This window comes from Streptomyces corynorhini, assembly GCF_003346515.1.
GTDB classification, from domain to species: domain Bacteria; phylum Actinomycetota; class Actinomycetes; order Streptomycetales; family Streptomycetaceae; genus Streptomyces; species Streptomyces corynorhini.
Genome location: NZ_QQNA01000079.1, coordinates 22,695 through 46,811 on the forward strand (window position 1 = coordinate 22,695; position 24,117 = coordinate 46,811).

Consider the following 24,117-nt stretch of genomic DNA (forward strand, 5'->3'; position numbering starts at 1 on the left):
CACCGCCCGTCATGAGGCCGCCGCCTCCTTGCGGACCGGCTCCGCCAGGACCGTGACGATCTTGTTGCGGCGGCCGGCCGGGGATTCGGCGGTCAGCCGGAGCGTACGGCCGTCGGGGAGGCCGACCTCGGCGCTGGCCCCGGCGATCGGGACCCGGCCGAGCGCCTTCGCCAGCAGCCCGCCGACGGTCTCGACGTCCTCGTCGTCGTACTCGTCGAGTCCGAACAGCTCCCCGAGGTCGCCGATGTCCAGCCGGGCCGTGACCCGGTAGGAGCCGTCGCCCAGCTCCTCCACGGGAGGCAGCTCGCGGTCGTACTCGTCGGTGATCTCGCCGACGATCTCCTCCAGGATGTCCTCGATCGTGACGATGCCCGCCGTGCCGCCGTACTCGTCGATGACGACCGCGACATGGCTGCGCTCCTGCTGCATCTCGCGCAGCAGGTCGCCCGCGTTCTTCGTGTCGGGCACGAAGGCGGCCGGGCGCATCGCCGTGGAGACGAGATCGGCCTCGGAGTCGCGGTTGATATGGGTTTTGCGCGCGAGGTCCTTGAGGTAGACGATGCCGACGATGTCGTCCTCGTTCTCCCCGGTGACCGGGATGCGCGAGAAGCCCGAGCGCAGCGCGAGCGTGAGCGCCTGACGGATCGTCTTGGAGCGCTCGATGGCGACCAGGTCCGTGCGCGGCACCATGACCTCGCGTACGAGCGTGTCGCCCAGCTCGAAGACGGAGTGCACCATGCGGCGTTCGTCGTCCTCGATGAGGGACTCGGCCTCGGCGAGGTCGACCATCGCGCGCAGTTCGGCCTCGCTGGCGAACGGTCCCTTGCGGAAGCCCTTCCCTGGGGTCAGCGCGTTGCCGAGGAGGATCAGCAGCTGCGGTACGGGCCCCATCACGCGGGCCAGCGGCAGCAGGACGTACGCGGAGGCCGTGGCGGTGTTCAGCGGGTGCTGGCGGCCGATGGTGCGCGGCGAGACGCCCACCGCGACATAGGAGACGAGGACCATCACGCAGATGGCGACCAGGAGCGCCGCCCAGGTCTCCCGGAACTCCTCCAGGCATACGTAGGTGACCAGCACCCCGGCCGCCATCTCGCAGGCGACCCGCACCAGCAGCGCCACGTTCAGATAGCGCGTCGGGTCGGCGGCGACCTGGGCGAGCTTCGCCGCGCCCCGGCGTCCCGAGCGCACCGCCTCGGCAGCCCGGAAGCTGGAGACGCGGGCGATCCCCGCCTCGGCGGAGGCCGCCAGCCAGGCCACGACGACCAGGGCGACCGCGCCGGCGATCAGCTGGGCGGTCATGAGACGGTCGGCGCGGGAGAGGGGCCGGTCAGCCCCTGTTCGGCCCGCCAGCCGTCCACGATCGCGGCCTGGAGGCCGAACATCTCGGCCTTCTCCTCGGGCACTTCGTGGTCGTAGCCGAGCAGGTGCAGCACGCCGTGCACGGTGAGCAGGTGCAGCTCCTCGTCCATGGTGTGCTGCGTGGGGGCCTCCTCGCCCTGCCGCTTGGCCACCTCCGGGCAGAGCACGATGTCACCGAGGAGCCCCTGCGGGGGCTCCTCGTCGTCCTTGACCGGCGGACGCAGCTCGTCCATCGGGAAGGACATGACATCGGTGGGGCCCGGCAGATCCATCCACTGGAGGTGCAGTTGCTCCATCGCCGCGTCGTCCACCACGATCACCGAGAGTTCGGAGAGGGGGTGGATACGCATCCTGGTGAGCGCGTAGCGGGCGATGTCGAGGATCGCCTGCTCGTCGACCTCGGTACCTGACTCGTTGTTGACGTCGATCGACATGGTGCGCTGCTGCTCTACTTCCCGTTTTCGTTGTCGTACCGCTCGTACGCGTCGACGATACGGCCGACGAGCTTGTGCCGTACGACATCCTGGGACGTGAGCCGGGAGAAGTGCACGTCCTCCACGCCGTCCAGGATGTCCTGGACCTGGCGCAGCCCGCTCTTGGTGCCGCCCGGCAGGTCGACCTGGGTGACGTCACCGGTGATGACGATCTTCGAGTCGAAGCCGAGCCTCGTCAGGAACATCTTCATCTGTTCCGTGCTGGTGTTCTGTGCTTCGTCCAGGATGATGAAGGCGTCGTTCAGCGTCCGGCCGCGCATGTAGGCCAGCGGCGCGACCTCGATCGTGCCCGCGGCCATCAGCCGGGGGATCGAGTCGGGGTCGAGCATGTCGTGCAGCGCGTCGTAGAGCGGGCGCAGATACGGGTCGATCTTCTCGTAGAGCGTGCCGGGCAGGAAGCCGAGGCGCTCCCCCGCCTCGACGGCGGGCCGGGTCAGGATGATCCGGCTGACCTGCTTGGACTGGAGCGCCTGGACCGCCTTCGCCATGGCGAGGTACGTCTTTCCCGTACCGGCGGGGCCGATGCCGAAGACGATCGTGTGCTTGTCGATCGCGTCGACGTACCGCTTCTGGTTGAGCGTCTTGGGGCGGATCGTGCGGCCCCGGCTGGACAGGATGTTCTGCGTGAGCACGTCGGCGGGGGTCTCGGGACCGTCCGCACCGCCGTTCTCGCTCGCCCTGAGCATGGCAATGGAACGTTCCACCGCGTCCTCCGTCATCGGCTGACCGGTGCGGAGCACCAGCATCATCTCGTCGAACAGGCGCTGCACGAGCGCGACATCCGCCGCGCCGCCCGCCGCGCTGATCTCGTTGCCCCGGACGTGGATGTCGACGTCCGGAAATGCCTTCTCGACCACGCGGAGCAGGGCGTCGCCCGATCCGAGGACCATCACCATGGGGTGTTTGGCGGGCACGGTGAACCTGGCGTGGGCCTGCCCCTGCGCGGGGGTCCGAACTGTGGGTGTCTGAGTCATGGGCCGGCGCTGTGGCCTGCGCATACCTCCCGTTGCAGGGTTCTCGCTGCTCGACAACCTCTGGGCTACCAGCGTACGACCCCGCACGGACAGCGCCCCAGTGCTTTTCCTTGCGCCCTGGGCGAAGCGCCCGCCGGTTTCACGGCCGCGCGGACCGCCCGCGCCCCCGCCCGCGCCCCCGCGCGCGCCCCTCGCTCACGCCGAGCGGCCGAATCCGATCGTCGGTACGGCCCTGCGCAGCGGCCACGGCCGGGGCGGCGCGGGCAGCAGCTCCGCCAGGAAGCCGTAGCGGCGCAGGGCCGCCGGATCCTGGTCGGAGCAGCCGTGCACATAGCTCCACCAGGCGGCGACCTCGGCCCAGCCGGGCGCGGAGAGCGACCCGCCGAACTCCTGCACCGAGAGCGCGGCGGTCAGCCCGGCGAAGGCCAGCCGGTCCGCGAGCGGCCAGCCGGCGAGGGTGCCGGTGACGAATCCGGCCACGAAGACATCGCCCGCGCCGGTCGGGTCCATGGCCTCCACGGCGATCGCCGGGACCTCGGCGGTCTCCCCGGTGGAGCCGTCCACCGCGTACGCGCCCTCCGCGCCCAGCGTGACCACGGCGACCGGCACCCGCTCGGCGAGCCGCCTGGCGGCCGTTCTGGGGCAGTCGGAGCGGGTGTAGCGCATCGCCTCCTCGGCGTTGGGCAGGAACGCCTCGCAGTGCTCCAGGTCCGCCAGCCCGGCCAGGTCCCAGCGGCCGGTCTCGTCCCATCCGACATCGGCGAAGATCCGGGTTCCGCGCCCCGCCGACCGGGCGATCCACTCGTCGCGGCGCCCCGGTGTCAGCGCGGCGACGGCGGCACGGGCGCGGGGCGGGCACTCCGGCAGGGCGCCCTCGGGCGGCGGCGCCTCGTGGCCGTGCGAGACCATCGTGCGCTCGCCCTCGTACGCCATGGAGACGGTGACGGGCGAGTGCCAGCCGGGCACCGTGCGCGACCGCGACAGGTCGATGCCCTCGCCGTGCGCGAGCGCGTCCCAGCAGTACTCGCCGTAGTGGTCGTCGCCGAAGGCGGCGGAGAGCGAGGTGCGCAGCCCGAGGCGGGCCAGCGCGGTGGCCATGTTGGCGATCCCGCCGGGACTCGATCCCATGCCGCGCGCCCAGGACTCGGTCCCGCGCACGGGGGCGCTCTCCAGACCGGTGAAGACGATGTCGAGGAAGACCGTGCCCGTGAGGTAGACGTCGTACTCCGGATCGTCCGGCGCGCGCAGTCCCTCCAGCGGGTCGACATGGGCGGTGTGGTCCAGCGGGTCTCCGTTGGGTGTGATCACGGCGGGCTCCCGATCGCGTGCGGATCCCGACAGTCTGCCCGATCCGCCGGGACGGGAACGGATCTTCGGCGCCCGCCGCGCCCCGTCAGCGGGTGCGCTTGGGCAGCGGCACCCGTACGAGATCGGCGGCGATCGTCAGTTCGCCGTCGAACCCGGCGGCGCGGGCCTGCCGTTCGAAGGCGGCCGGGTCGGAGTAGCGCTGCGAGAAGTGCGTGAGCACCAGATGGGCCACGCCCGCGTCCCGGGCCGCCCGCGCGGCCTGGCCCGCCGTGAGATGGCCGTGTTCGGTCGCCAGCCGTTCGTCCTCGTCCAGGAACGTGGACTCGATGACCAGCAGATCGCACCCCTCTGCCAGCGCGTGCACCCCGTCGCAGAGCCGGGTGTCCATCACGAAGGCGAACCGCTGCCCCACCCGCACCTCGCTGACCTCGTCCAGCGTGACCCCGTTCAGCGCGCCCTCGCGCTGGAGCCGCCCGACGTCGGGCCCCGCGATCCCGTGCGCGGCCAGCCGCGCCGGGTCCATCCGGCGCCCGTCGGGCTCCACGAGGCGGTAGCCGTAGGACTCGACGGGGTGGGAGAGCCGGTGTGCGAGGAGGCTGTACGCGGGGGTCCGCGCGAGGAGGCCGTCGGCGCGCACCGGCGCCTCGGTCAGCGCGACGGTCTCGCGGTAGGCCGTGGCGTACCGCAGCCGTTCGAAGAAGCGCTGTCCGCTCGCCGGGTAGTGGGCGGTGATCTCGTGCGGCACCCGGTCGAGGTTGATGCGCTGGACGACCCCGGCGAGCCCCAGCGAGTGGTCGCCGTGGAAGTGGGTGACACAGATGCGGTTGATGTCGTGCGCGGCGACGCCCGCGCGCAGCATCTGCCGCTGGGTGCCCTCGCCGGGGTCGAAGAGGAGGCCCTCGCCGTCCCAGCGGAGCAGATACCCGTTGTGGTTGCGGTGGCGGGTGGGCACCTGGCTCGCGGTGCCCAGGACCACCAGTTCCCGTACGGACAAGACCGCTACCCGGGAGGCCAGTTGAGCCCGCGTCCGCCGAGGACGTGGGCGTGCGCGTGGAAGACGGTCTGGCCCGCGCCGGAACCGGTGTTGAACACGATCCGGTAGCCGGTGTCCGCGTTGCCCTCGTCGGCCGCGACGGCGGCGGCCTCGCGCAGCACGTCGGCGGCGATCAGCGGCTCGGCGGCGGCGAGGGCACCGGCGTCCGGGTAGTGCGCCTTGGGGATGACCAGGACGTGTGTGGGGGCCTGCGGGTTTATGTCCCGGAAGGCGACGGTCGTGTCCGACGTGCGGACGACCGTGGCCGGCACGTCCCCCGAGACGATCTTGCAGAACAGGCAGTCGGCCTGCGGTTCTCCCGCCATGGCGGGGGCCTCCTCGACTCGGCGCGGCTGACGACGCGGTTCGTTGACGCGACGGATGACGCGGCTGATGATCGATTCCGTACGGACGGCATGCTACCGGCCCGCGCCGACAGTGGGCTCAGGACCAGCGGCCGGTGCGCGCCATCACCAGCGCGGCCGCCACCGTGCCCGCCGTGGAGGTGCGCAGCACGCTGGGGCCCAGCCGGTACGGACGCGCTCCCGCCGCCGCGAAGGCCGTCAACTCCTCCGGGGAGACGCCCCCTTCGGGGCCGACGACCAGCACGATCGAGCCCGCGCAGGGCAGTTCGGCCGTGGCCAGCGCCGCGCTCCCGGCCTCCGGGTCCTCGTGCAGTACGGCGGCGAGGTCCGCCGTCGCCAGCAGCGCGGCGACCTGCTTCGTGCTCATCGCGCCCGCGACCTCGGGGAACCGCACCCGGCGCGACTGCTTGCCCGCCTCGCGCGCGGTGGCGCGCCACTTGGCGAGCGACTTGGCGCCGCGCTCGCCCTTCCACTGCGTGACGCAGCGGGAGGCGGCCCACGGGACGATCGCGTCGACGCCGGTCTCCGTCATGGTCTCGACGGCGAGTTCGCCCCGATCGCCCTTGGGCAGTGCCTGGACGACGGTGATGTGCGGGCTCTCCGGCTCCGCCTCGGACACCGAGTCGAGCTGGACGATCAGCCGGTCCTTGCCTTCGCTGCCCAGCACCACGCAGTCGGCCCAGAGCCCGCCGCCGTTCGTCAGTACGACGTCCTCGCCGGGCCGCAGCCGCTTCACCGAGACGGCGTGCCGTCCCTCGGGCCCCTCGACGACGAACCGTCCGCCGGGTCCCGCCGCGAAGTCGTCGACCACGAAGACGGGAGCGGTCACGAGCCGTCCTTCGGGTCGTGCGTCAACGAGGCGCGCGTCTCGACGAGTTCGGCGTGGAGCAGTTCGACCAGCTCCCCGGCGGGCAGCTCCCGGGCCATCCGGTGGCCCTGTCCCGCCCACAGCGCCATCCCCTGCGCGTCGCCGACCCGGGCGGCGGCCTTGCGCAGCCCGGAGGTGAGGTGGTGGATCTCGGGGTAGGCGGCGGGCGCGTACGGGCCGTGCTCGCGCATGAAGCGGTTGACGAGTCCGCGGGCGGGGCGGCCGGAGAACGCGCGGGTCAGCTCGGTCCGTACGAACAGCGGATTGGTCATGGCCTGCTTGTGCAGCGCGTTGGCGCCCGACTCGGGGCACACCAGGAAGGCCGTGCCGAGCTGCGCGGAGTCCGCGCCCGCCGCGAGCACCGCCGCGATCTGGCCGCCGCGCATCAGCCCGCCGGCCGCGATGACCGGGATCTGCACGGTCTCCCTGACCTGCGCCACCAGCGACAGCAGCCCGATGCCCGCGCCGTCGGTCGCCGGATCGTCACGGTGCGTGCCCTGGTGGCCGCCCGCCTCGACACCCTGGACACAGACGGCGTCGGCGCCGGACCACTGCGCGGTCTGGGCCTCCTCCGGCGTGGTCACGGTGACGACGGTGACCGTACCGACCTTGGCGAACGCGTCCAGGACGGTCCTGGTCGGACAGCCGAAGGTGAACGAGACGACCGGCACCGGGTCGTCCAGCAGGATCGCCAGCTTGGCCTCGTAGCCGTCGTCCCGGCCGGAGTCGGGGTCGCCGAGCGGCGTCTCGTACCAGGTGGCCTCGCCGGCGAGCTGGTTGCGGTAGACCTCGACGGCCGCCTGGTCCGCGTAGTTCGGCTGCGGCATGAAGAGGTTGACGCCGAAGGGTCTCGCGGTGAGCCCGCGCAGCTGTTTGATCTCCTCGTACATGCCGTCCACCGTCTTGTACCCGGCGGCGAGGAACCCGAGACCGCCGGCCTCGCAGACGGCCGCGGCCAGCTGCGGGCAGGAGGCGCCGCCCGCCATGGGGGCCTGCACGATCGGATACCGGCAGAGATCGGTCAGTACGGAGGACATGCAGGCATCGTGCCATGTCCTTCGTGACAGCTCCGAATCGGTGTCGCGTCAGCGGTGTGACAGACGGTGCGAAGGAAACGGCGGGGCCCGGGGGAAGATCGACGGGGCACCCGTCTCCCCGGCTCCGGGGGCGGGCGTCCAGCCAGTGGGGCGGGCTCGGTACGCCGGGTGCTGTTGTTGATCGCCTGGGGTCCGTATCGTGGCCCCGTCCACAAACCAGCCGTCGGCTGCTGGAGTCGATGCCGGACGGACTCAGCCCGTTTGTCCTCGCGATCGTGCCGACGCCGCTCACGTTCGCCGCCGGGTGGCAGGCGAAGCACACGCCGCTTGACGACGGCATCGACAGAGGCTGACGGTGGCGGCGACCGGCGTTCCGGGGCTCGACGTGGTGCTGGTCCGGGGCGGCGCGCTGACCGTTCTCGCCGGTGTCGGTACCGGCGTGTGGCGGGTCCTCCGCGCGAACGAACGGCTGGTCCGTTTGTGCCCGAACCCGGAAACGAGCGATCAGGAACCGCCGTCGGTGTAAGCGACGCGCCGTTGACGAGACGCCTGCCCCCGCGACTCCGGGGACGGGCGTCCGCTCATTTCAGCGGGGCAGGTCGACGGGCCCTCGGATTGTGGTCCGTAGGGCCCCGTGGGTCAGGGAGTCTCTCCGAGGGCTGAGCGCAGCCAGTCGAGCGAGCCGGTCTCCAGCACTGCGTCTGCGAGCGCTTGGCCGGACGTGGTGGTGATGCGGCCGCGGCTGTTGTCGATCCAGCGCTGTGCGTTGGCGTAGCCCTGGTCCCGGTACTCGATGCCCTGGATCATGCATTCCAACTTGTCCGCGTCGCGCGCGCAGGTCGCCTCTGGTGATTCCTTCGCTTCGTACTCCGCGATCAGATCCCGGACTGTGTCCGCTAGCACCTTGGGCATGCCGGCCACCTGATCGGCGGTGATGTCGCGAGGATCGGCCTCGCCCTTGGTGTACTTCTTCCCGAGGTGGTTGACATCTCCGCTGCGGGTTTCCTGCGAGTCGTGCCAGACGGCGAGGATCGCGGCCTGGGCTGGGTCTGCTCCCTCCAACTTCGCGATGATGGACGCGATGAGGGCAGTACGCCAGGAATGATCGGCGACGGACTCGGGGTCCTTGACGCCGGCCATCCACCATCCGCTGCGCCTGGTGGACTTCAGCGTCCCTGCCTCGTACAGGAATTGGGCCACGGCGCTCAGGTCCTCGGGCACTGTCGGGCTCCTCTCACGCCTCGGCGAGGCGGATCGCGTACCGGATGTTCTCCAGCTCCCGTCGCGCGTGCGCTGAGAGCTCACGGCTATCCAACATGAGGGGGAGCCGTTCGCGTAGGGCGCGGGCTGCTGCTCCGGAGCGCAGGAGGTTGGGGCGGAACTGGAGGAGCGACCACACACTGTGGATGTTCAGGTCCACGTATCCGTGGTGGGGTGCCATGCCTTCTACGAGGTGAGCAAGGAGCCGGTCGCCGGCCCAGACGCCGAGGGAGCCGTCCGCGATGAAGTGGTCCGAGAGCTGCGGGACGGAGGTCTCCCCGATCCAATACGCCCAGTAGGCGAGGTTCGCCGTCTCGCCGTCATTGCTGTCCCGGAGAGCACTGTTGATGAAATGGGCCATTCGGTCCCGGTCGCCCTGTCTGGCCGCGACAGCAGCGACGGACCGACGGGTTAGCCAGTCAGTGAGCCAGTTGTCCGGGCGTTCCGCGCGCTGCTGTTGCCTCAGCCATTCCGCTGTATCGGAGGCCCCGCCGTACCCGGACAGGTACAGAGCTTGGCGGCGGAGGAGGAACTGGTGCGGGGCGCGTGCCTCCTCGGCCGTGGTCCGCATGCGGGTGAAGAATGCCTGCCGTTCGGATGCGGTCAGTTCGGGGCCGATCGGAGCGGGCCCTCGTCGCGGACGGGGAGGGTCCGGGAGCGCGCGTACGGAGGCCGGCGCCACTCCGTTGAGGGGCCAGACCAGTACTTCAGCGAGATCGCGTTGCATCACCATCGCGCCGAGGGGGCTGCCAGCGGTGGGTCTGTCCTCGTCCAGGACGTCGGCGAGAAGGACGTCCGCCTCCAGGGCGCGTTCCAGCGCCTGGAGAAGGGCTGACGGGGTGCGCAGATGCATGAGCCGGTGGCGTAGCGCGAGCATTTGTCCGACAGAGATGGAGGTCAGGGGACGCCGTCCTGTCTCCCATCCGGCGATCGTGTCCGGGGACGTGCTGAGGAGTTCGGCGGCTTCGTCCTGGGTGTGTCCGCTCTGCTGGCGGATTACCCGGAGGACGTAGCCGCTGAGCAGGCCGGCGCGTGGGCGTGAGCGGGTTCCCTTACCTGTGGTCAGGGTTTGGGCGGGACGTGGCCTCATACAGGGTCCGATCCCGGCGGTTCTCGGCAAACCACCTGTACTCGCAGTCACTTCTGGGTGCGTGACCGAATACCTACGGTCGTGGTGTCACGTAACGAGGCTAGCTGGGAGGCCGCAAGGCATGGGGTCTGTTCTGGAGCGTCGCTACCCGATGGGGCACCCGCCGAAGGCCCGTACAGGAAAGGCCGCCCGATGACCGCAAGCGCGCGCGAGTCGACCGTCACCGCCAGGGCGGGGGACTGGCTGTTGCGGTCAGCGCCGTCACATCCGCAGGCCATGACGGAGTGGGAGGAGAGCGGGGCGGCCTGGCTGCTGCCCGGTGTCGTGCAGAAGGCCCTCCTCCCGGTCCCGGCGCCTGACGTCACCTCGCCCATCGAGAGCGGCGGCCCCTGTGGGTATCGCCGCTCAACGGTCCGGCTCTGCTGTGCCCTCCGGCGCGCGTGGTGGCCTTCGCCGCACTCGGCCGGGACGCCCTTGCCCACGTGAAGGGGCATCCAGGTGCATAAAGCCCTGTCCTTTTCCCCAGCCGTTTCCCAGGCGCCGGCCCTCGTACGGGCGGCAGGACGACGGCACGTACGGATTGGTTCTCTCGTCATGGTTGAAACCGGTACGGGCGTGCTGCCTGCGTACACCCACACGGTGTCGAGGACCGCAGAGTCTGTGTGCGCCGCGCGGCGCCTGCTCCGCCTGGCCCTGATCGTCTGGGGCATGGAGGAGATGCGGGATGCCGCTGAGGTGGTCATCAGCGAGCTGATGACGAACTCAGTGGTCCACGCGCGGCGGGACTCGGTCCGGGCGACCGTGACGCGGCTGAGCGACGAGCGGGTCCGGGTCGCGGTGGTGGACCTGTCGCACGAGCGCCCGCAGCCCCGGACGGCTGACTCGACCGAGGAGTCCGGGCGGGGGCTGGAGATCGTGGACGCGCTGAGCGGCGGGCGGTGGGGTGTCGACTCGCTGCCGTGGGGGAAGCGCGTATGGGCGGACGTGGGCGCTCCGGAGGATGAGCCTGGTGAGTGAGCGCACCCGCCAGATTCTCTACGTGGCGGTCCTGGCCATGCTTCTCGGTGCCCTGTGCATCGGCATCAAGAACGGACAGTCGTGGTGGACCGTGAGTGGACCACCGGCCTGTGCTGGCGATGCGGGGCGTCGGGCGTGCCGGTCCTGTGGCTTGGACCCGCCAAGAGCTTGGAGTACGGCGATGCCCCCTTCTCTTGCTGCTTGCCATGTATCCATCGAATCGAAGATCTGATCGTCGCCCATAACGGGCGCTGACTGCACGCCCTGCACACCGAAGCCAAGCGATCCCACAAGGAGTCGGCCGGTGACACTCACTACGAGCGAGAACACGGCAGTAAGCGCAGCGCTGTTGCAGGCTGCGAGCCAGCGGGCGATCGTCCGTGCGGCTGAAGATCTCTGGTCGGACAAGCAGGTCGTCGTCGGCCACCAGTGCCCGAGCGTCACCTCGTACGTCTGCCGGGTCACGGTGGACGGCGAGGAGCTGATCGCCAAGTACAGCTGGCTGGGTATCTCCTTGGTGTCCCTCCTCCGGGGCGCCGGAGGGACCTGGGAAGAGGTTCAGGAAGCGCAGCGCGCCTATGTCCAGAGCACCGAGCTGCTGACGGCACGCGAGAGTCAGAACCTGGTGTTTCTACGCACACTCGGGCGCCCACGGGTGTGTGAGACAGCCGGCCTGTACGGCGGAGTCCTCTTCAGTCGGACCGTAGCCGGGACGTCTCTGGCGGACGAACTGATGGTCCGCCCGTGGGAGACGAGCGCTCTCCTGGACGCGGCCCTTGTTCCCCTCGACGAGCTACACGGCCCTGCGGGTGCCGTGTGCCTGCGCGGAGCGGCGCCGATCGGCGAGCGATCGGTGACCGACGTCTTCCGCCGGAAGTTCAACGGCCTCAGCTCCCGCAGCTATTTGCGGGCGCTCGGCCGGGACCTCGGACTCCCGGAGCGCGAGCGCCAAGAGATCGTGGGGCTCGTCCAGAACACGGTGGGGCGGCTGCTGCGGATGTCCGGTGCGATCTCGTCCCGTCAGGACACCGCGGTGTTCGGGGACCTCAAGCCCAAGCACGTGTACATCGACGGCCCGCACCTCACCTACATCGACCCCGCCGTGCGGTGGGCGGCCGGTCCCCGGCCGGACCTCGCCAAGCTGACCGGCCGGACGCTGCTGCTGGCACTCGGGCACCCGGACCCGCGGGCCGGACAGCAGATCGTGCGGGGGGCCGCGTCCGTCCTTGCCCGGCACGCTGCCGCGTTACCCGAGCACGAGCGTACGAGACGGCTCCGCGAGGTCATGGTCCTGTGGCTCATGGACACCGTGAGCATTCTGAGTACCTGCCTCAGCGCGCCCGTGGGCCTTCCCCTGGCTCCCCATCAGCAGGCGCTCGTTGCGCAGGCCCGCACGGTGGCGGGCATCGTCGACCGGGTGAGCGCACTCCTCATCGGGTCGATGGCCGGGCCCCGGCTTCTGGACGCGGTCTTCTCCGAGGTCGAGCACACCGCTGGAAGCGCTCGATGAGCGGCCCGGTCGTAGGGATCGTCGGGTCGGGCGCCGTCGGGCAGACCCTCGCCGCCAGCCTTGTCGCCGCCGCGCTGCCCGGTCGGCTCCTCGTCGTTTCCCGCCAGCCGGACCAGGTTCACGGCCTGACCGCCGACCTCCAGGACCTCGCGCACACCGCCCGGTCGCGGTCCCAGGTCGAGGCCGGTGAGGTCGCCGACCTGCACGGCTGCGATGCGCTCGTGATCGCCCTGCGGACCGGCTTCACGAACACGGCCCAGCGGGACATCCGGCGCGGCGGGGCGACGGCCAACGCGCCAGCCCTCGACGCGCTGGCGCGGGAGCTGCGCGGGTACCGCGGAACCGTCCTCGTCGTGACGAACCCGGTCGACCTGATGGCCCGCCGGTTCGGCGAGGTCTCGGGCTGCTCCCGGGTCTACGGGATCGGATCGAACCTCGACTCGGCCCGCTACCGGCTCCTGCTCGCCCGCTACGCCCAGGTCTCCCCGGAGCTGGTGCGCGGCCACGTCATCGGCGAGCACGGTGACCGCGCCGTCGTGTGCGCGTCGACGACCACCGTCGGCAGCCGCCCGATCGCGGTCCCGGTGCGCACCGTCGTGGCCGACCTCCAGCGGCGCCCGGCGCTGATCCGGGGTGGCATCGGCCGTACCCGCTGCGGTCCCGCCGGCGCGGTGCTCTCCACGCTCCGCAAGACCCTCGGCCTGGCCGACGGCATCGAGGAGCTGTCCGTCCCGTACGGGGACGTCTACCTCGGAATTCCGTTGCGCTTCACCGGAGGCAAGGCCGTACCGTCCGTGCCTCCCCTCACCCGTTCCGAACGCCTGCGTCTGGACTCTGCGGCCAGCAGTCTCCGCGACGCATACGCCCAACTCCCAGCTCTCCCCGAGAGGATCGCTACGTGATCACAGCAACTCGCCTTGAGGCCGCCCAGGCGGCCGTCACCGTGCTCAGCAACCGGCCGGAAGTCACCGACTGGACCCTGCGCTACTTCGGCCCTTGGTGGAACGCCACGACGGTGGACGCCGCCGCCGTGTGCACCGGGGCCGTGGTGATCGCGGACGTCAAGCCGGAGGACTACGAGGAGATCACCCTTCTGGTCCACGACGGCCGGTCTACCGAAGAGGTGGACTACGCCAAGCACCCGCTGCTGCTGGCGCAGGACGGCGAGGACATCATCGCCACGTCGCCGGAGGAAGGGATCGCCTACCGCAGCACGCCGTCCTCGGGCCGCCTCGTCCTCGCCGGTGCCGACGCTCAGCCCCTCGCCCTGGCCGCCGCGCGTCTCGCGCGGGAGGCGATCCGGGGCCGGCTCCTCCGCGACGGGTGGGCGGTGCTGCACTCCTCCGCGGTCGTCCGGCCGGAAGACGGTGCGACCCTGCTGACCTTCGGGGACAAGGGGGCGGGGAAGACGACCACGGCGCTGCTGCTCGCCTCGCACGGCTGGCAGCTCCTCGCCAACGACCGGGTGCTGGTCCGGCCGACCGGCGAGCGGGGCGTCGAGGTCGTGCCCTGGCCGTCCGCCGCCGCGCTCGGCCTCGGCCTGCTCCACTCGCTCGGCTGGGACGAGCAGGCGCGCGAGCACCTGCGGTCCGGCGGCAGCTTCCACCCGACGCAGCACGACTCGGTGACCGAGGCGCTGCTCGCCGGCGACCACACACCGCTGTGGGAGAACGCGAGGCGGGAGCGGAAGGTCCAGGTGTTCCCGGACCAGTTCGAGGCCCTGTTCGGGGTGCCGCTGGCCACCGGCGGCCGGGCGGCCGGCCTCCTCTTCCCCCAGGTCGACGCCGACGCGGCGCCGGACGTCAGCGACGGCACCCGGACGCTGGGCGAGGCGGACTTCATGTCCGGGAAGACGGAGGACCGGTACCCCGACGTCTTCGGTCAGGCGCAGGGCGTGGACGGCGGCGGCCGGGAGAGCGCGCGGGCCGAGGTGGCGGCGCGGCTCGCCGAGCTGCCCCACCGCGCGGTCCGGCTCAGCCACGACGTCCCGGCGAGCGCCGCCGTGCTGACCAAAGTCGCCGACACGCTCTGACCCCCGGGCAAGGTTCCTGGGGTGGCCCTGGCGGTAGGCCGAAGGCCCGGCGGATCCCGACGCTGCTGGTTTATTCGGGCTCGTGCGCGACGTCGGCTCCCAAGACCTGGTGGTGGTCTTGGGAGCCGACGTTGTCGTATGGGGTGGGTGTGGATGTCGACGCAGCCGAGTCGCCGAGCCGGACTGGTTCCGGCGCTGCGCGACCCGGGCCGAGGACTCCCGGTTCCCGAAGGCCCGCGCCAGGCGGGACGAGGTGGGCCTGCGGATCGGGACGGACGGGACGCGGCTGCTGGAAGCGGTCTTCGCTCCCGGTGCACCGCACCGGCTTCGCGCGCTCGATGAGGTCGAGATCCTGCGGCAGGTCTGGGTCCAGTACGTCCACCCCGGTGGCGGGCGAGGTGGCCAGACGGGACCCAAAAGACCGGCCGCCGGGCGCGAAGCGCCTGGTCACCCCCTATGACATCGAGGGGCGCGGCAGCGTCAAGCGGGACACCATGTGGGACGGATACAAGGTCCATCCCACCGAGAAAGGTCCCTCTCACCGAGGGCTGCGGCACCGGCGGTCCGAACCTGATCACGAACGTGGCCACCACATCGGCGCCCACCTCACCGGCACACCACGGGCCCACACCCGCACCAGCCACTTCGCAGCACTTCGCCCCGCCGAGCTGACGCTCGACGGTGCGAACGAAACGGCGGGGCCCGGGGGAAGATCCCCCGGGCCCCTCGGGCGGTCAAGCGCCCCACCCCGTCGAACGGGTCGCCTAACGCCCGTTGAACGCGTCCTTCAAGCGCGAGAACAGTCCCTGCTGACCGGGCTGGAACTGGCCCGTGGGCCGTTCCTCGCCCCGCAGCTTCGCCAGCTCGCGCAGCAGCCGCTCCTGCTCGGGGTCGAGCTTCGACGGCGTCATCACCTCGACGTGCACGATCAGGTCGCCCCGGCCGCCGCCCCGCAGGTGCGTGATGCCGCGCCCGTGCAGCGGGATCGACTGGCCGGACTGGGTGCCCGGTCTCACGTCGATGTCCTCCACGCCGTCCAGCGTCTCCAGTGGACACTTGGTGCCCAGCGACGCCGCCGTCATGGGCACGGTGACGGTGCAGTGCAGGTCGTCGCCGCGGCGCTGGAACATCGCGTGCGCCAACTCGTGGATCTCCACGTAGAGATCGCCCGCGGGGCCGCCGCCCGGACCGACCTCGCCCTCGCCCGCGAGCTGGATACGCGTGCCGTTGTCGACACCGGCCGGGATCTTGACCGTGAGGGTACGGCGCGAGCGGATACGCCCGTCGCCCGCACACTCGGGGCACGGCGTCGGCACGACCGTGCCGAAGCCCTGGCACTGCGGGCAGGGCCGCGAGGTCATGACCTGGCCCAGGAAGGACCGGGTGACCTGCGAGACCTCGCCCCGGCCCCGGCACATGTCGCAGGTCTGGGCGGAGGTGCCGGGCGCGGCGCCCTCGCCCGAGCACGTCGTGCACACGACGGCCGTGTCGACCTGGATGTCCTTGGTCGTGCCGAAGGCCGCCTCGTTGAGGTCGATCTCCAGCCGGATCATGGCGTCCTGGCCGCGCCGGGTGCGCGAGCGCGGGCCGCGCTGCGACGCCGTGCCGAAGAACGCGTCCATGATGTCGGAGAAGTTGCCGAAGCCACCGGCGCCGAAACCACCGGCGCCTCCCCCGCCGTTGGCCGAGAGGGGGTCGCCGCCGAGGTCGTAGACCTGCTTCTTCTGCGGGTCCGACAACACCTCGTAGGCGGCGTTGATCTCCTTGAAACGCTCCTGCGTCTTGGGATCGGGATTGACATCCGGGTGCAGCTCGCGGGCGAGCCGCCGGAATGCCTTCTTGATCTCGTCCTGTGAAGCGTCGCGGCGCACGCCGAGTACGGCGTAGTAGTCCGTGGCCACTTACGACTCCGCCAGGATCTGTCCGACGTAACGTGCCACTGCGCGTACCGCTCCCATCGTTCCGGGGTAGTCCATGCGGGTCGGTCCGACCACGCCGAGTTTTGCGACTGCCTCGTCGCCCGAACCGTAGCCGACCGCGACGACGGACGTGGAGTTGAGGCCCTCATGGGCGTTCTCGTGCCCGATACGTACGGTCATGCCCGGGTCGGCCGCCTCACCGAGCAGCTTGAGGAGCACCACATGCTCCTCCAGCGCCTCCAGCACCGGCCGGATGGTCAGAGGGAAGTCGTGTCCGAAGCGGGTGATGTTGGCGGTACCGCCGATCATCAGCCGCTCCTCGGTCTCCTCGACCAGGGTTTCCAGCAGGATCGCGAGCACCGTGGAGACGGTCCCGCGGTCCTCCTGCTCGAACGAGTCGGGCAGGTCCTGCACCAGCTGCGGGACGTCCGCGAAGCGGCGTCCGACGATCCGGCTGTTGAGCCGCGCCCGCAGGTCCGCGAGCGACGTCTCGCCGAAGGGCGCGGGACAGTCGACCATACGCTGCTCGACCCGTCCGGTGTCCGTGATCAGGACGAGCATCAGCCGGGCGGGCGCGAGCGCCAGCAGCTCCACGTGCCGCACCGTCGAGCGGGTCAGCGAAGGGTACTGGACGACGGCGACCTGCCGGGTCAGCTGCGCCAGCAGCCGCACCGTACGGGCCACGACGTCGTCGAGGTCGACAGCGCCGTCCAGCAGATTCTGGATGGCGCGGCGCTCGGGCAGCGACAGGGGCTTGACCCCGGCCAGCCGGTCGACGAAGAGCCGGTAGCCCTTGTCGGTCGGGATGCGCCCGGCGCTGGTGTGCGGCTGGGCGATGAAGCCCTCGTCCTCCAGCACCGCCATGTCGTTGCGGACGGTGGCGGGGGAGACACCGAGCTTGTGCCGCTCGGTGAGCGCCTTGGAGCCGACGGGCTCCTCCGTGCCGACGTAGTCCTGGACGATCGCGCGCAGCACCTCAAGCCTGCGTTCGCTGAGCATGCGGCACACCTCCAGCTGTCGTCCGTCGGAATCTGCTTGGCACTCGCTCACAGGGAGTGCCAGTACTCCCTGTGTCAGTGTACGGCCGGGAACCGCACCCCTAGCAAGGGCGGCCGACCACGCTGCCCGCCCGTCACCCGGACCGGCGCCGGGTGACTCCCGTAGCGTCCCGGTATGGACGTCCATTGGGAAGAGCACGGGTGGGAAGAGCTGGCTCCGGGGGTCGGGCGGCGGCGGCTGCCGCGCTGGGACGCGACGGTGGGCCTGGTGGCCGGGGAGGACGGGGTCCTGCTGTTCGACACTGGCTCCTCGGTCCGCGAGGGCGCCGAACTCCACGCGCAGGTCAGGTCGCTGCTCGGCGGGCGGCGCGTGACGCATGTCGCACTCAGCCATCCGCACTTCGATCATGTGCTGGGTACGGCCGCGTTCGCGGGGGCGGTGGTGTACGGCCCGGCGGGCATGGCGCAGGTGCTGGCCGCAGGCGGTGAGGAGCTGTACGGGGACGCCGTGCGGGAGGGCGCGGACCCGGCCGAGTCGGCGGCGGCGGTGCGGCTGCTGGAGCCACCCGGGCACGCGGTGGCCGGGGAGCTGACGCTGGACCTGGGCGGCCGGCGGGTGCTGCTGGCGAACGCGGGCCCCGGGCACACCGGGCACGATCTGGCGATGCTGGCACCGGGCTACCCGGGGGTCGTCTTCTGCGGCGATCTCGTCGAGGAGTCCGGCGAGCCGCAGGCAGGACCGGACGCGGTCCCGGCGGGCTGGCCGGCGGCCCTGGACCGGCTGCTCGCGCTGGGCGGCTCGGACGCGCTGTACGTGCCGGGGCACGGGGCGGTGGTGGACGCGGTGTTCGTACGGGAGCAACGCGACGCGCTGATCGCGCGGTTCGGCGTGTCGTAGCCTCCGCGCGCGTGGGCGCCTATCGTCTTCGGATGCGCAGCTACAGCCCCGATCTGACCCCGCCGTGGAAGAAGCGGTCCGCCCCCGTGCCGGAGGTGCCCGCGGAACCGGACCTGGTGGTCGAGGAGGTGTCCACGGGCTTCTGCGGCGCGGTGATCCGCTGCGAGAAGACCGCGGAGGGCCCGACGGTCACTCTTGAGGACCGCTTCTCCAAACACCGGGTTTTCCCGCTGGTGCCGGGCGGCTTCCTGCTGGAGGGCCGGGTGGTGACCCTGGTACGCCCCTCGGCCGCCGCACCGGGCCGGGCCGCGGGTTCCGCCCGTACGGCCTCCGGCTCGGTCGCTGTCCCGGGCGCGCGGGCGCGGGTCGCCAGGGCGGGGCGCATCTACGTGGAGGGGCGGCACGACGCGGAGCTGGTCGAGAAGGTCTGGGGCGACGACCTGCGCATCGAGGGGGTGGTGGTGGAGTACCTCGGCGGCATCGACGACCTCCCCGCCATCGTCACCGAGTTCGCCCCGGCCCCGGACGCGCGCCTGGGCGTCCTGGTCGACCACCTGGTCCCCGGCTCGAAGGAGTCCCGTATCGCGGCGTCGGTGACGGGCGCGGACGCCTTGGTGGTGGGCCACCCGTACATCGACGTCTGGGAGGCCGTGAAGCCGTCCTCGGTGGGCATCGCGGCGTGGCCCAGGGTGCCGAGGGGCGAGGACTGGAAGACGGGCGTGTGCCGGGCGCTGGGCTGGCCTCAGAACACGGGCGCGGCCTGGCAGCACATCCTGTCGAGGGTGCACTCGTACAAGGACCTGGAACCGGCGCTGCTGGGGCGGGTGGAGGAGCTGATCGACTTCGTCACGGCCGGTAGTGACGCCTGATGTCGGGAAGCGTCTCGAAATCAGAGGTGTCCAGCTCGACACCGAGCATCTCCAGCGTGGCGGTCTCGCCGAATTTGGTGGTCCGCGTTGTCCGGTAGTCGGCGGCCTCCCCCTTGCGGGCCGGCTCGGTGAGCAGCAGGCAGAGCGCTGCCATGGGGTCGATGATCAGATAGGCGGGCACCCCGCCCGCCGCGTACATGGAGCGCTTGATTCCGTAGTCGCGGTCCACGCTGGTCTTGGAGACCACTTCCACCAGCAGGGTGACGGCGGGGGCGGGGATGAGCCGCCCGGGGCCGTCCTCGGCGCCCCGGGCGAGCACGACGAGATCGGGCTGGGGTTCGCTCGTCTCGCCGGGGATGGCGATGTCCTGGGTCTGGAGCCGCCTCCAGCGTTTACGCGGGATCTGGTCCTGCACGGACTCCACGATTCCGTTGTGGACCCGGTCGGGCCCGGCCATCATCACAATGTCCCCCCTGAGGAGTTCCGCCTTGTATCCCTCGGGGACCTCAAGGTCCTCGAAGAACGTGGCGATGCTGCTGGTGATCGGTCGCTCATCCACAGCGGTCATCTCCGTGAACCTCCACATTCCGCCGCTTCTGTTGGCAGCAGACTAGGAAAACAGGGTAAGCAGCCGCGCCCGATCCCGCCGGGATTCACCCCGGCGAGTGATCAGTCCACCAGGTCCCTGACGACCGCGTCCGCCAGCAGCCTCCCCCGCAGCGTCAGCACCGCACGGCCCCGCGTGTAAGGACCGGCTTCCAGGAGGCCGTCCCTTACCGCGCGGTCGGCCGCCGCCGCACCCGCGGGGTTCAGCAGGGACAGCTCGCAGCCGTCCGCCAGGCGCAGTTCCAGCAGGACGCGCTCCACACGGCGGTCCTCGTCGGTGAGGATCTCGCGGCCCGCGCCCGGTGAGCGGCCCTCCGCGAGCGCCTGGGCGTACGCGCCGGGGTGCTTCACGTTCCACCAGCGCACGCCGCCCATGTGGCTGTGGGCGCCGGGGCCCGCGCCCCACCAGTCGGCGCCGCGCCAGTACAGCTCGTTGTGGAGGCAGCGGGCGGCCTCGGAGGTGGCCCAGTTGGACACCTCGTACCAGGAGAAGCCCGCCTCGGCGAGCGCCCGGTCCGCGATCAGATAGCGGTCGGCGTGCTCGTCGTCGTCCGTCATCGGGACCTCGCCGCGCCGGATGCGCCGGGCCAGCTGAGTGCCCTCCTCGACGATCAGCGCGTACGCCGAGATGTGGTCGGGGGCGGCGCCGAGCGCCGCCGCGAGGGTGTCGCGCCAGTCGTCGTCGCTCTCCCCCGGCGTGCCGTAGATCAGGTCGAGGTTGACGTGGTCGAATCCGGCCGCGCGGGCCTCCGCCACGCACGCCTCGGGGCGCCCGGGGGTGTGCGTACGGTCCAGGACCTTCAGCACGTGCTGCTTGGCGCTCTGCATCCCGAAGGAGATCCGGTTGAAGCCGCCCTCCCGCAGGGCCGCCAGATACGCCGGATCGACCGATTCCGGGTTGGCCTCGGTGGTGATCTCGGCGTCGTCCGCGAGCCCGAACTCGTCGCGGATCGTCCCCAGCATCCGTACGAGGTCCCCGGCGGCGAGCAGCGTCGGGGTGCCGCCTCCGACGAAGACGGTACGGACCGGCCGGGGGTCGTCGCCCAGCACCTTCCTGGCCAGCCGGACCTCGTCGGCGAGGGTCTCGGCGTAGTTGTCGCGGGAGGCCAGGACACCGCCGGAACCGCGCAGCTCGGTCGCCGTGTACGTGTTGAAGTCGCAGTAGCCGCAGCGGGTCGCGCAGTACGGAACGTGCAGGTAGAAGCCGAGCGGCCGGTCCGCCGCGCCCGCCAGCGCGTGCGGGGGCAGCGCGCCGGTCTCGGGCATGGGGTCACCGTCGGGCAGTGCGGAAGGCATGTCCCCAGTGTCCCGTACGGGCGCGGTGTCCGGCACCGCCCGGCCGCCCGAACGGGAGGTCCGCCACCGCCCGCCCGTACGGGAATCCGGCCCGGCTCACTCCGCCTGGAGCACCAGCAGCGCCAGGTCGTCCCCCGGCGGCGTCTCCGCGAACTCGTGCACCGCACGCCGTATCCGCTCCGCCACGCCCTGTGCGGTCATCCCCACGCACTCCGCCAGGGCCCGTGCGAGCCCGTCACCGTCGTCCAGCATCCGGCGGCCCGAGCGGCGCTCGGTGACGCCGTCGGTGACACAGAGCAGGGTGTCGCCCGGCTCCAGGTCGAAGGTGCTGCTCTCGTAGGCGACCTTGTCGACGACCCCGAGGAGCAGTTGGGGCTCGGCCGCCGCCCGTACGGTGCCGTCGGGCCGCAGCAGCAGCGGCAGCGGGTGTCCGGCGCTGGCGAGGGTGCAGCGGATACCGCCGCCCTCGCCCGGCAGGGGCATCAGCTCGCCGTACAGCAGCGACAGGAAGCGGGCCTGGCCGCCCTCGGAGCCGCCTCCGGGGCCGCTCTGGTGCCCGCCGCCGGGGCCCGCGCCCGGGACGCTCACCACGCCCGCCGCGGCCATCAGGGACGCCGACTCCGCCGCCTCGGTCGCGTCGTCGAGGAGCAGCCGGTTGAGGCGGTCGAGCACGGCGCCGACCCGGTAGCCCTCGCGGGCGAGCAGCCGCAGCCAGGGGCGGGCGAGACCGGTGACGACGGCGGCCTCGGGGCCGCTGCCCTGGACGTCGCCGAGCATGAAGCACCAGCGGTCGCCCGGCGGGCACGGGAAGACGTCGTAGAAGTCGCCGCCCGCGAGGCCGTCGTCGCTCGGCTCGTACACCAGGGAGCTGGCGACTCCGGGGATCCGCGCCACCTGGCTGGGCAGCAGTCCGCGCTGCAGGACGCGGCTGATGGTGACCTGCCGGGTGTAGCGGCGGGCCGCGCCGATCGCGAGGGCGACGCGGCGCGCGAAGTCCTCGACGAGCGCCGCGACTTCGTCGGGGACGGTGCTCCGGCCCGGCCGGCCGAGCAGCAGCGTGCCGAGGGCGCGCCCGTTCGCCATCAGCCGGCAGGCGAGGGCGGCGCCGCCGCCCGCCCGGTCCTCGGGGCCGCCGTCCGGCCAGGGCACCGGTACCGGCTCGCCCCTGGGCGGGTCCGGCAGCCGCGGCGGCTCCTTCTCCAGCGCGGCGCGCAGGGGCTCGATCCGGGACTCGTCGGCGTGCCAGACGCGGGCGAGCCGGGGCGGGGCGCCGGACTGGCCGTGCTCCCCGTCCAGCCAGACCGCGCACCACTCGGCGAGCCTGGGGACGAGGAGCTGGGTGGAGAGCGCGGCGACGAGTTCCTCGTCGAGCTGGCCCGCGAGCAGTTCGGACGCCTCGGCGAGAAAGGAGAGGGCGCCGCGGCCCGCCCATTCCGGGGCGTCGCGGACCGGCCGCCGGGTCGCGGGCGCGAGGATCTCGGCGGCGCGCAGTCCCCGGCGCAGCGCGGGCTCGGCGGGGCGTCCTGGCGCCGTGTCGCGGCCTTCGAGCGGCAGCCGGGCCCAGACGGTCTTGAGGCCCGAGCGGTAGGTGATGCCCCAGCGTTCGGCGAGGGCCGCGACGAGTTGCAGTCCCCTGCCGTACTCGGGGATGCCGGACGGCATGCGTTCGCGTACGTCGCCGTCCATGTCGCCCGCGGCGTCCGGGTCGTCCGGGTCGTCCGTGTCGCCGCGCACGGCGCGGGCGGGATGGTGGTCGGAGACCTCCAGGACGAGCGCGGCCGGTTCCTCGGCCTCCCCCGGGGCGGCCTCGGTGGGCGCCTCCAGGCGGCAGAGCACCTCGACGGTGGTCCCGGCGTGCACCACGGCGTTGGTGACGAGTTCGTCGACGATCAGCACGGCGTCGTCCGCGAGCAGATCGGTGCTGTGGCGGCCGGGCGAGCAGCTCTCGTCGCCGTGGCAGAAGGTGCAGGTCGCGAGGGACCCGAGGCTGGTCCAGTCGGCGAGCGCCGCGCGCGCGAAGCGGCGGGCGGCGGCCGGGGCGAGCGGATTGCCGGGCAGACTGGTGTGAGAGATGGACCGCGCGCCCCCGCGTAACGGCACCTGGGGTGCCGGAAGGTGATGGGTCTCGCGCGGAATCGGAATGGGCCCCACTGCGGCTCCTGATCCGGTTCTGGCGTTGTGCCGCTTACGATCCCGACAGCGTGACAGACGGAACGCGCTCCCATGCGGGGAGTCAGGGAAGTCGCGTCAGATTTGTCCCAAGCATTGACAAGCGGCGAACAGCGGGATCAAGGACGGCGTTCGCGCCACGACACGATCGAAACCGGCCGAACGACGTGCGGAACGGCTTCGAACAGAGCATTCTTGCCTGCCTGGCCGAAACACAGTGGGCCGGACAAGGAGTACGGAAATGAGCAGGACAACAGTCACCGCCGAGCGCGCGAGCATCCTGCTCGTCGACGACATGGAGGACAATCTCGTCGCGCTCGAAGCGGTGCTGGCCTCGCTGGACGAGCCGCTCGTACGGGCCCGTTCGGGCGAGGAGGCGGTGCGGGCGCTGCTGCGCGAGCCGTTCGCGGTGGTGTTGCTGGATGTGCGGATGCCCGGCATGGACGGGTTCGAGACGGCCTACCGGATCAAGCGGCTCGACGGGTCCAAGGACATCCCGATCATCTTTCTGAACGGGCCGGAGTCCGACAGCGGTTATGCCTTCCGGGGGTACGCGACGGGCGCCGCGGATTTCCTGACCAAACCGTTCGACCCCTGGATGCTGCGCGCCAAGGTCACCGTCTTTCTGGATCTGCACCGCAAGAAGCGGGAGTTGGAGCGCGCGCTGACGCGCGAGCAGGAGCATCTGGGGGACATCGCCGGGCGGCTGTCCTCGATCGAGGACGCGCTGCGCAGCGCCGCGCCGAACGACCTCGCCGTCCTGGGACCGCAGTTGGCCCGGATAGAGGACACCCTGGGCGAACTGCGGCGCGGACGCGGGCACTGAGGAGGCCCCGGGGGCGCAGAGAGGTCCGGGGGCGCTGAGAGGTCCGGGGCGCTGAGAGGTCCGGGGGCGCCGGGAGGCTCGCCGAGGGGCCGCCGGGAGGCTCCGGGGCGCCGGGAGGCTCGCGGCGGGCAAGGGGCCCACGCCCGCCGCGAACGGCCGCGCTTCCCCGCCCGCCGCGGGCGCTCACGC

23 protein-coding genes and 1 pseudogene are annotated in these 24,117 nt (G+C 71.7%); 9 read left to right on the forward strand and 15 right to left on the reverse strand.

Annotated elements, in window-relative coordinates; translation table 11 throughout:
• Positions 1–9: 9 nt before the first annotated feature.
• From DVH02_RS11350 to DVH02_RS11385, 8 genes are all read right to left on the reverse strand, one after another.
• Entirely contained in the window at positions 10–1,299 is a 1,290-nt protein-coding gene (locus DVH02_RS11350; protein ID WP_114623649.1) for a hemolysin family protein, read from the reverse strand.
• Positions 1,296–1,793, reverse strand: coding sequence for an rRNA maturation RNase YbeY (ybeY, locus tag DVH02_RS11355; RefSeq protein ID WP_114623650.1), 498 nt, complete (start codon positions 1,791–1,793; stop codon positions 1,296–1,298). Before ybeY ends, DVH02_RS11350 begins: the two co-directional genes overlap by 4 nt.
• 14 nt (positions 1,794–1,807) lie before the next feature.
• On the reverse strand, positions 1,808–2,827 hold the full coding sequence (locus DVH02_RS11360) for a PhoH family protein (protein WP_114623651.1): 1,020 nt from the start codon (positions 2,825–2,827) through the stop codon (positions 1,808–1,810).
• A gap of 195 nt (positions 2,828–3,022) precedes the next feature.
• Positions 3,023–4,135: a carbohydrate kinase family protein gene (locus DVH02_RS11365; protein WP_114623652.1), complete on the reverse strand. Its 1,113-nt coding sequence runs from the start codon at positions 4,133–4,135 to the stop codon at positions 3,023–3,025.
• A gap of 85 nt (positions 4,136–4,220) precedes the next feature.
• Positions 4,221–5,129: a ribonuclease Z gene (locus DVH02_RS11370; protein ID WP_114623653.1), complete on the reverse strand. Its 909-nt coding sequence runs from the start codon at positions 5,127–5,129 to the stop codon at positions 4,221–4,223.
• Between the two features lie 5 nt (positions 5,130–5,134).
• On the reverse strand, positions 5,135–5,494 hold the full coding sequence (locus DVH02_RS11375; RefSeq protein ID WP_114623654.1) for a histidine triad nucleotide-binding protein: 360 nt from the start codon (positions 5,492–5,494) through the stop codon (positions 5,135–5,137).
• A 118-nt stretch (positions 5,495–5,612) separates the two neighbouring features.
• Complete coding sequence (locus tag DVH02_RS11380) at positions 5,613–6,362, reverse strand: 16S rRNA (uracil(1498)-N(3))-methyltransferase (protein ID WP_114623655.1); 750 nt, start codon at positions 6,360–6,362, stop codon at positions 5,613–5,615.
• Positions 6,359–7,438, reverse strand: coding sequence for a nitronate monooxygenase (locus tag DVH02_RS11385; RefSeq protein WP_114623656.1), 1,080 nt, complete (start codon positions 7,436–7,438; stop codon positions 6,359–6,361). Before DVH02_RS11385 ends, DVH02_RS11380 begins: the two co-directional genes overlap by 4 nt.
• 355 nt (positions 7,439–7,793) lie before the next feature.
• On the opposite strand from DVH02_RS11385, the gene DVH02_RS35095 reads away from it, so the two are divergent.
• Entirely contained in the window at positions 7,794–7,964 is a 171-nt protein-coding gene (locus tag DVH02_RS35095; protein ID WP_158575861.1) for a hypothetical protein, read from the forward strand.
• 113 nt (positions 7,965–8,077) lie between these two features.
• Here DVH02_RS35095 and DVH02_RS11395 read toward each other — a convergent pair whose 3' ends face one another.
• Both DVH02_RS11395 and DVH02_RS11400 read right to left on the reverse strand, forming a co-directional pair.
• On the reverse strand, positions 8,078–8,659 hold the full coding sequence (locus DVH02_RS11395) for an HD domain-containing protein (protein WP_114623658.1): 582 nt from the start codon (positions 8,657–8,659) through the stop codon (positions 8,078–8,080).
• A 13-nt stretch (positions 8,660–8,672) separates the two neighbouring features.
• Positions 8,673–9,788, reverse strand: coding sequence for a helix-turn-helix domain-containing protein (locus DVH02_RS11400; RefSeq protein WP_114623659.1), 1,116 nt, complete (start codon positions 9,786–9,788; stop codon positions 8,673–8,675).
• Positions 9,789–10,427: 639 nt separating this feature from the next.
• On the opposite strand from DVH02_RS11400, the gene DVH02_RS11410 reads away from it, so the two are divergent.
• From DVH02_RS11410 to DVH02_RS11430, 5 genes and pseudogenes are all read left to right on the forward strand, one after another.
• Positions 10,428–10,805 (forward strand): ATP-binding protein, encoded by a 378-nt coding sequence (locus DVH02_RS11410; protein WP_233518158.1) that lies wholly within the window; start codon positions 10,428–10,430, stop codon positions 10,803–10,805.
• A gap of 304 nt (positions 10,806–11,109) precedes the next feature.
• A complete protein-coding gene (locus DVH02_RS11415) occupies positions 11,110–12,315 on the forward strand; it encodes a hypothetical protein (protein ID WP_114623661.1) in 1,206 nt (401 codons plus the stop codon).
• Positions 12,312–13,217 carry a lactate/malate family dehydrogenase gene (locus tag DVH02_RS11420; RefSeq protein WP_114623662.1) on the forward strand — a complete coding sequence of 302 codons (906 nt, stop codon included), beginning with the start codon at positions 12,312–12,314 and terminating at the stop codon, positions 13,215–13,217. Before DVH02_RS11415 ends, DVH02_RS11420 begins: the two co-directional genes overlap by 4 nt.
• Positions 13,214–14,347 (forward strand): phosphoenolpyruvate carboxykinase (ATP), encoded by a 1,134-nt coding sequence (locus tag DVH02_RS11425; protein ID WP_114623663.1) that lies wholly within the window; start codon positions 13,214–13,216, stop codon positions 14,345–14,347. The genes DVH02_RS11420 and DVH02_RS11425 overlap by 4 nt, the downstream gene beginning before the upstream one ends.
• 163 nt (positions 14,348–14,510) lie before the next feature.
• Positions 14,511–14,956, forward strand: a pseudogene (locus DVH02_RS11430) (IS5/IS1182 family transposase); the annotation flags it as partial.
• Positions 14,957–15,111: 155 nt separating this feature from the next.
• Here DVH02_RS11430 and dnaJ read toward each other — a convergent pair.
• Entirely contained in the window at positions 15,112–16,248 is a 1,137-nt protein-coding gene (gene dnaJ, locus DVH02_RS11435) for a molecular chaperone DnaJ (RefSeq protein WP_114623664.1), read from the reverse strand.
• Positions 16,249–17,265: a heat-inducible transcriptional repressor HrcA gene (gene hrcA, locus DVH02_RS11440; RefSeq protein WP_114623665.1), complete on the reverse strand. Its 1,017-nt coding sequence runs from the start codon at positions 17,263–17,265 to the stop codon at positions 16,249–16,251.
• A 174-nt stretch (positions 17,266–17,439) separates the two neighbouring features.
• On the opposite strand from hrcA, the gene DVH02_RS11445 reads away from it, so the two are divergent.
• Complete coding sequence (locus tag DVH02_RS11445) at positions 17,440–18,162, forward strand: MBL fold metallo-hydrolase (protein WP_114623666.1); 723 nt, start codon at positions 17,440–17,442, stop codon at positions 18,160–18,162.
• Positions 18,163–18,194: 32 nt separating this feature from the next.
• Complete coding sequence (locus DVH02_RS11450) at positions 18,195–19,031, forward strand: DUF3097 domain-containing protein (protein ID WP_114623667.1); 837 nt, start codon at positions 18,195–18,197, stop codon at positions 19,029–19,031.
• On the opposite strand, the gene DVH02_RS11455 is transcribed toward DVH02_RS11450, so the two are convergent.
• From DVH02_RS11455 to DVH02_RS11465, 3 genes are all read right to left on the reverse strand, one after another.
• Positions 19,009–19,599 (reverse strand): Uma2 family endonuclease, encoded by a 591-nt coding sequence (locus DVH02_RS11455; RefSeq protein ID WP_114623674.1) that lies wholly within the window; start codon positions 19,597–19,599, stop codon positions 19,009–19,011. The two genes, DVH02_RS11450 and DVH02_RS11455, sit on opposite strands and share 23 nt — an antisense overlap.
• Positions 19,600–19,700: 101 nt before the next feature.
• Positions 19,701–20,933, reverse strand: a complete 1,233-nt coding sequence (gene hemW, locus DVH02_RS11460; RefSeq protein ID WP_114623668.1) for a radical SAM family heme chaperone HemW — start codon at positions 20,931–20,933, stop codon at positions 19,701–19,703.
• A gap of 96 nt (positions 20,934–21,029) precedes the next feature.
• A complete protein-coding gene (locus DVH02_RS11465; RefSeq protein ID WP_114623669.1) occupies positions 21,030–23,084 on the reverse strand; it encodes a SpoIIE family protein phosphatase in 2,055 nt (684 codons plus the stop codon).
• Positions 23,085–23,343: 259 nt separating this feature from the next.
• Between DVH02_RS11465 and DVH02_RS11470 the strand changes: the two genes are divergently transcribed.
• A complete protein-coding gene (locus DVH02_RS11470) occupies positions 23,344–23,928 on the forward strand; it encodes a response regulator (RefSeq protein WP_114623670.1) in 585 nt (194 codons plus the stop codon).
• The last annotated feature ends 189 nt before the right edge of the window (positions 23,929–24,117 follow it).

What these genes read in the sequence shown, in the direction of transcription:
- DVH02_RS11350 (WP_114623649.1), bottom strand. Translation starts at nt 1,299, where the DNA reads ATGACCGCCCAGCTGATCGCCGGCGCGGTCGCCCTGGTCGTCGTGGCC.
- ybeY (WP_114623650.1), bottom strand. Translation starts at nt 1,793, where the DNA reads ATGTCGATCGACGTCAACAACGAGTCAGGTACCGAGGTCGACGAGCAG.
- DVH02_RS11360 (WP_114623651.1), bottom strand. Translation starts at nt 2,827, where the DNA reads ATGACTCAGACACCCACAGTTCGGACCCCCGCGCAGGGGCAGGCCCAC.
- DVH02_RS11375 (WP_114623654.1), bottom strand. Translation starts at nt 5,494, where the DNA reads ATGGCGGGAGAACCGCAGGCCGACTGCCTGTTCTGCAAGATCGTCTCG.
- DVH02_RS11385 (WP_114623656.1), bottom strand. Translation starts at nt 7,438, where the DNA reads ATGTCCTCCGTACTGACCGATCTCTGCCGGTATCCGATCGTGCAGGCC.
- DVH02_RS11400 (WP_114623659.1), bottom strand. Translation starts at nt 9,788, where the DNA reads ATGAGGCCACGTCCCGCCCAAACCCTGACCACAGGTAAGGGAACCCGC.
- DVH02_RS11420 (WP_114623662.1), top strand. Translation starts at nt 12,312, where the DNA reads ATGAGCGGCCCGGTCGTAGGGATCGTCGGGTCGGGCGCCGTCGGGCAG.
- hrcA (WP_114623665.1), bottom strand. Translation starts at nt 17,265, where the DNA reads ATGCTCAGCGAACGCAGGCTTGAGGTGCTGCGCGCGATCGTCCAGGAC.
- DVH02_RS11445 (WP_114623666.1), top strand. Translation starts at nt 17,440, where the DNA reads ATGGACGTCCATTGGGAAGAGCACGGGTGGGAAGAGCTGGCTCCGGGG.
- DVH02_RS11450 (WP_114623667.1), top strand. Translation starts at nt 18,195, where the DNA reads ATGCGCAGCTACAGCCCCGATCTGACCCCGCCGTGGAAGAAGCGGTCC.
- DVH02_RS11455 (WP_114623674.1), bottom strand. Translation starts at nt 19,599, where the DNA reads ATGACCGCTGTGGATGAGCGACCGATCACCAGCAGCATCGCCACGTTC.
- hemW (WP_114623668.1), bottom strand. Translation starts at nt 20,933, where the DNA reads ATGCCTTCCGCACTGCCCGACGGTGACCCCATGCCCGAGACCGGCGCG.
- DVH02_RS11470 (WP_114623670.1), top strand. Translation starts at nt 23,344, where the DNA reads ATGAGCAGGACAACAGTCACCGCCGAGCGCGCGAGCATCCTGCTCGTC.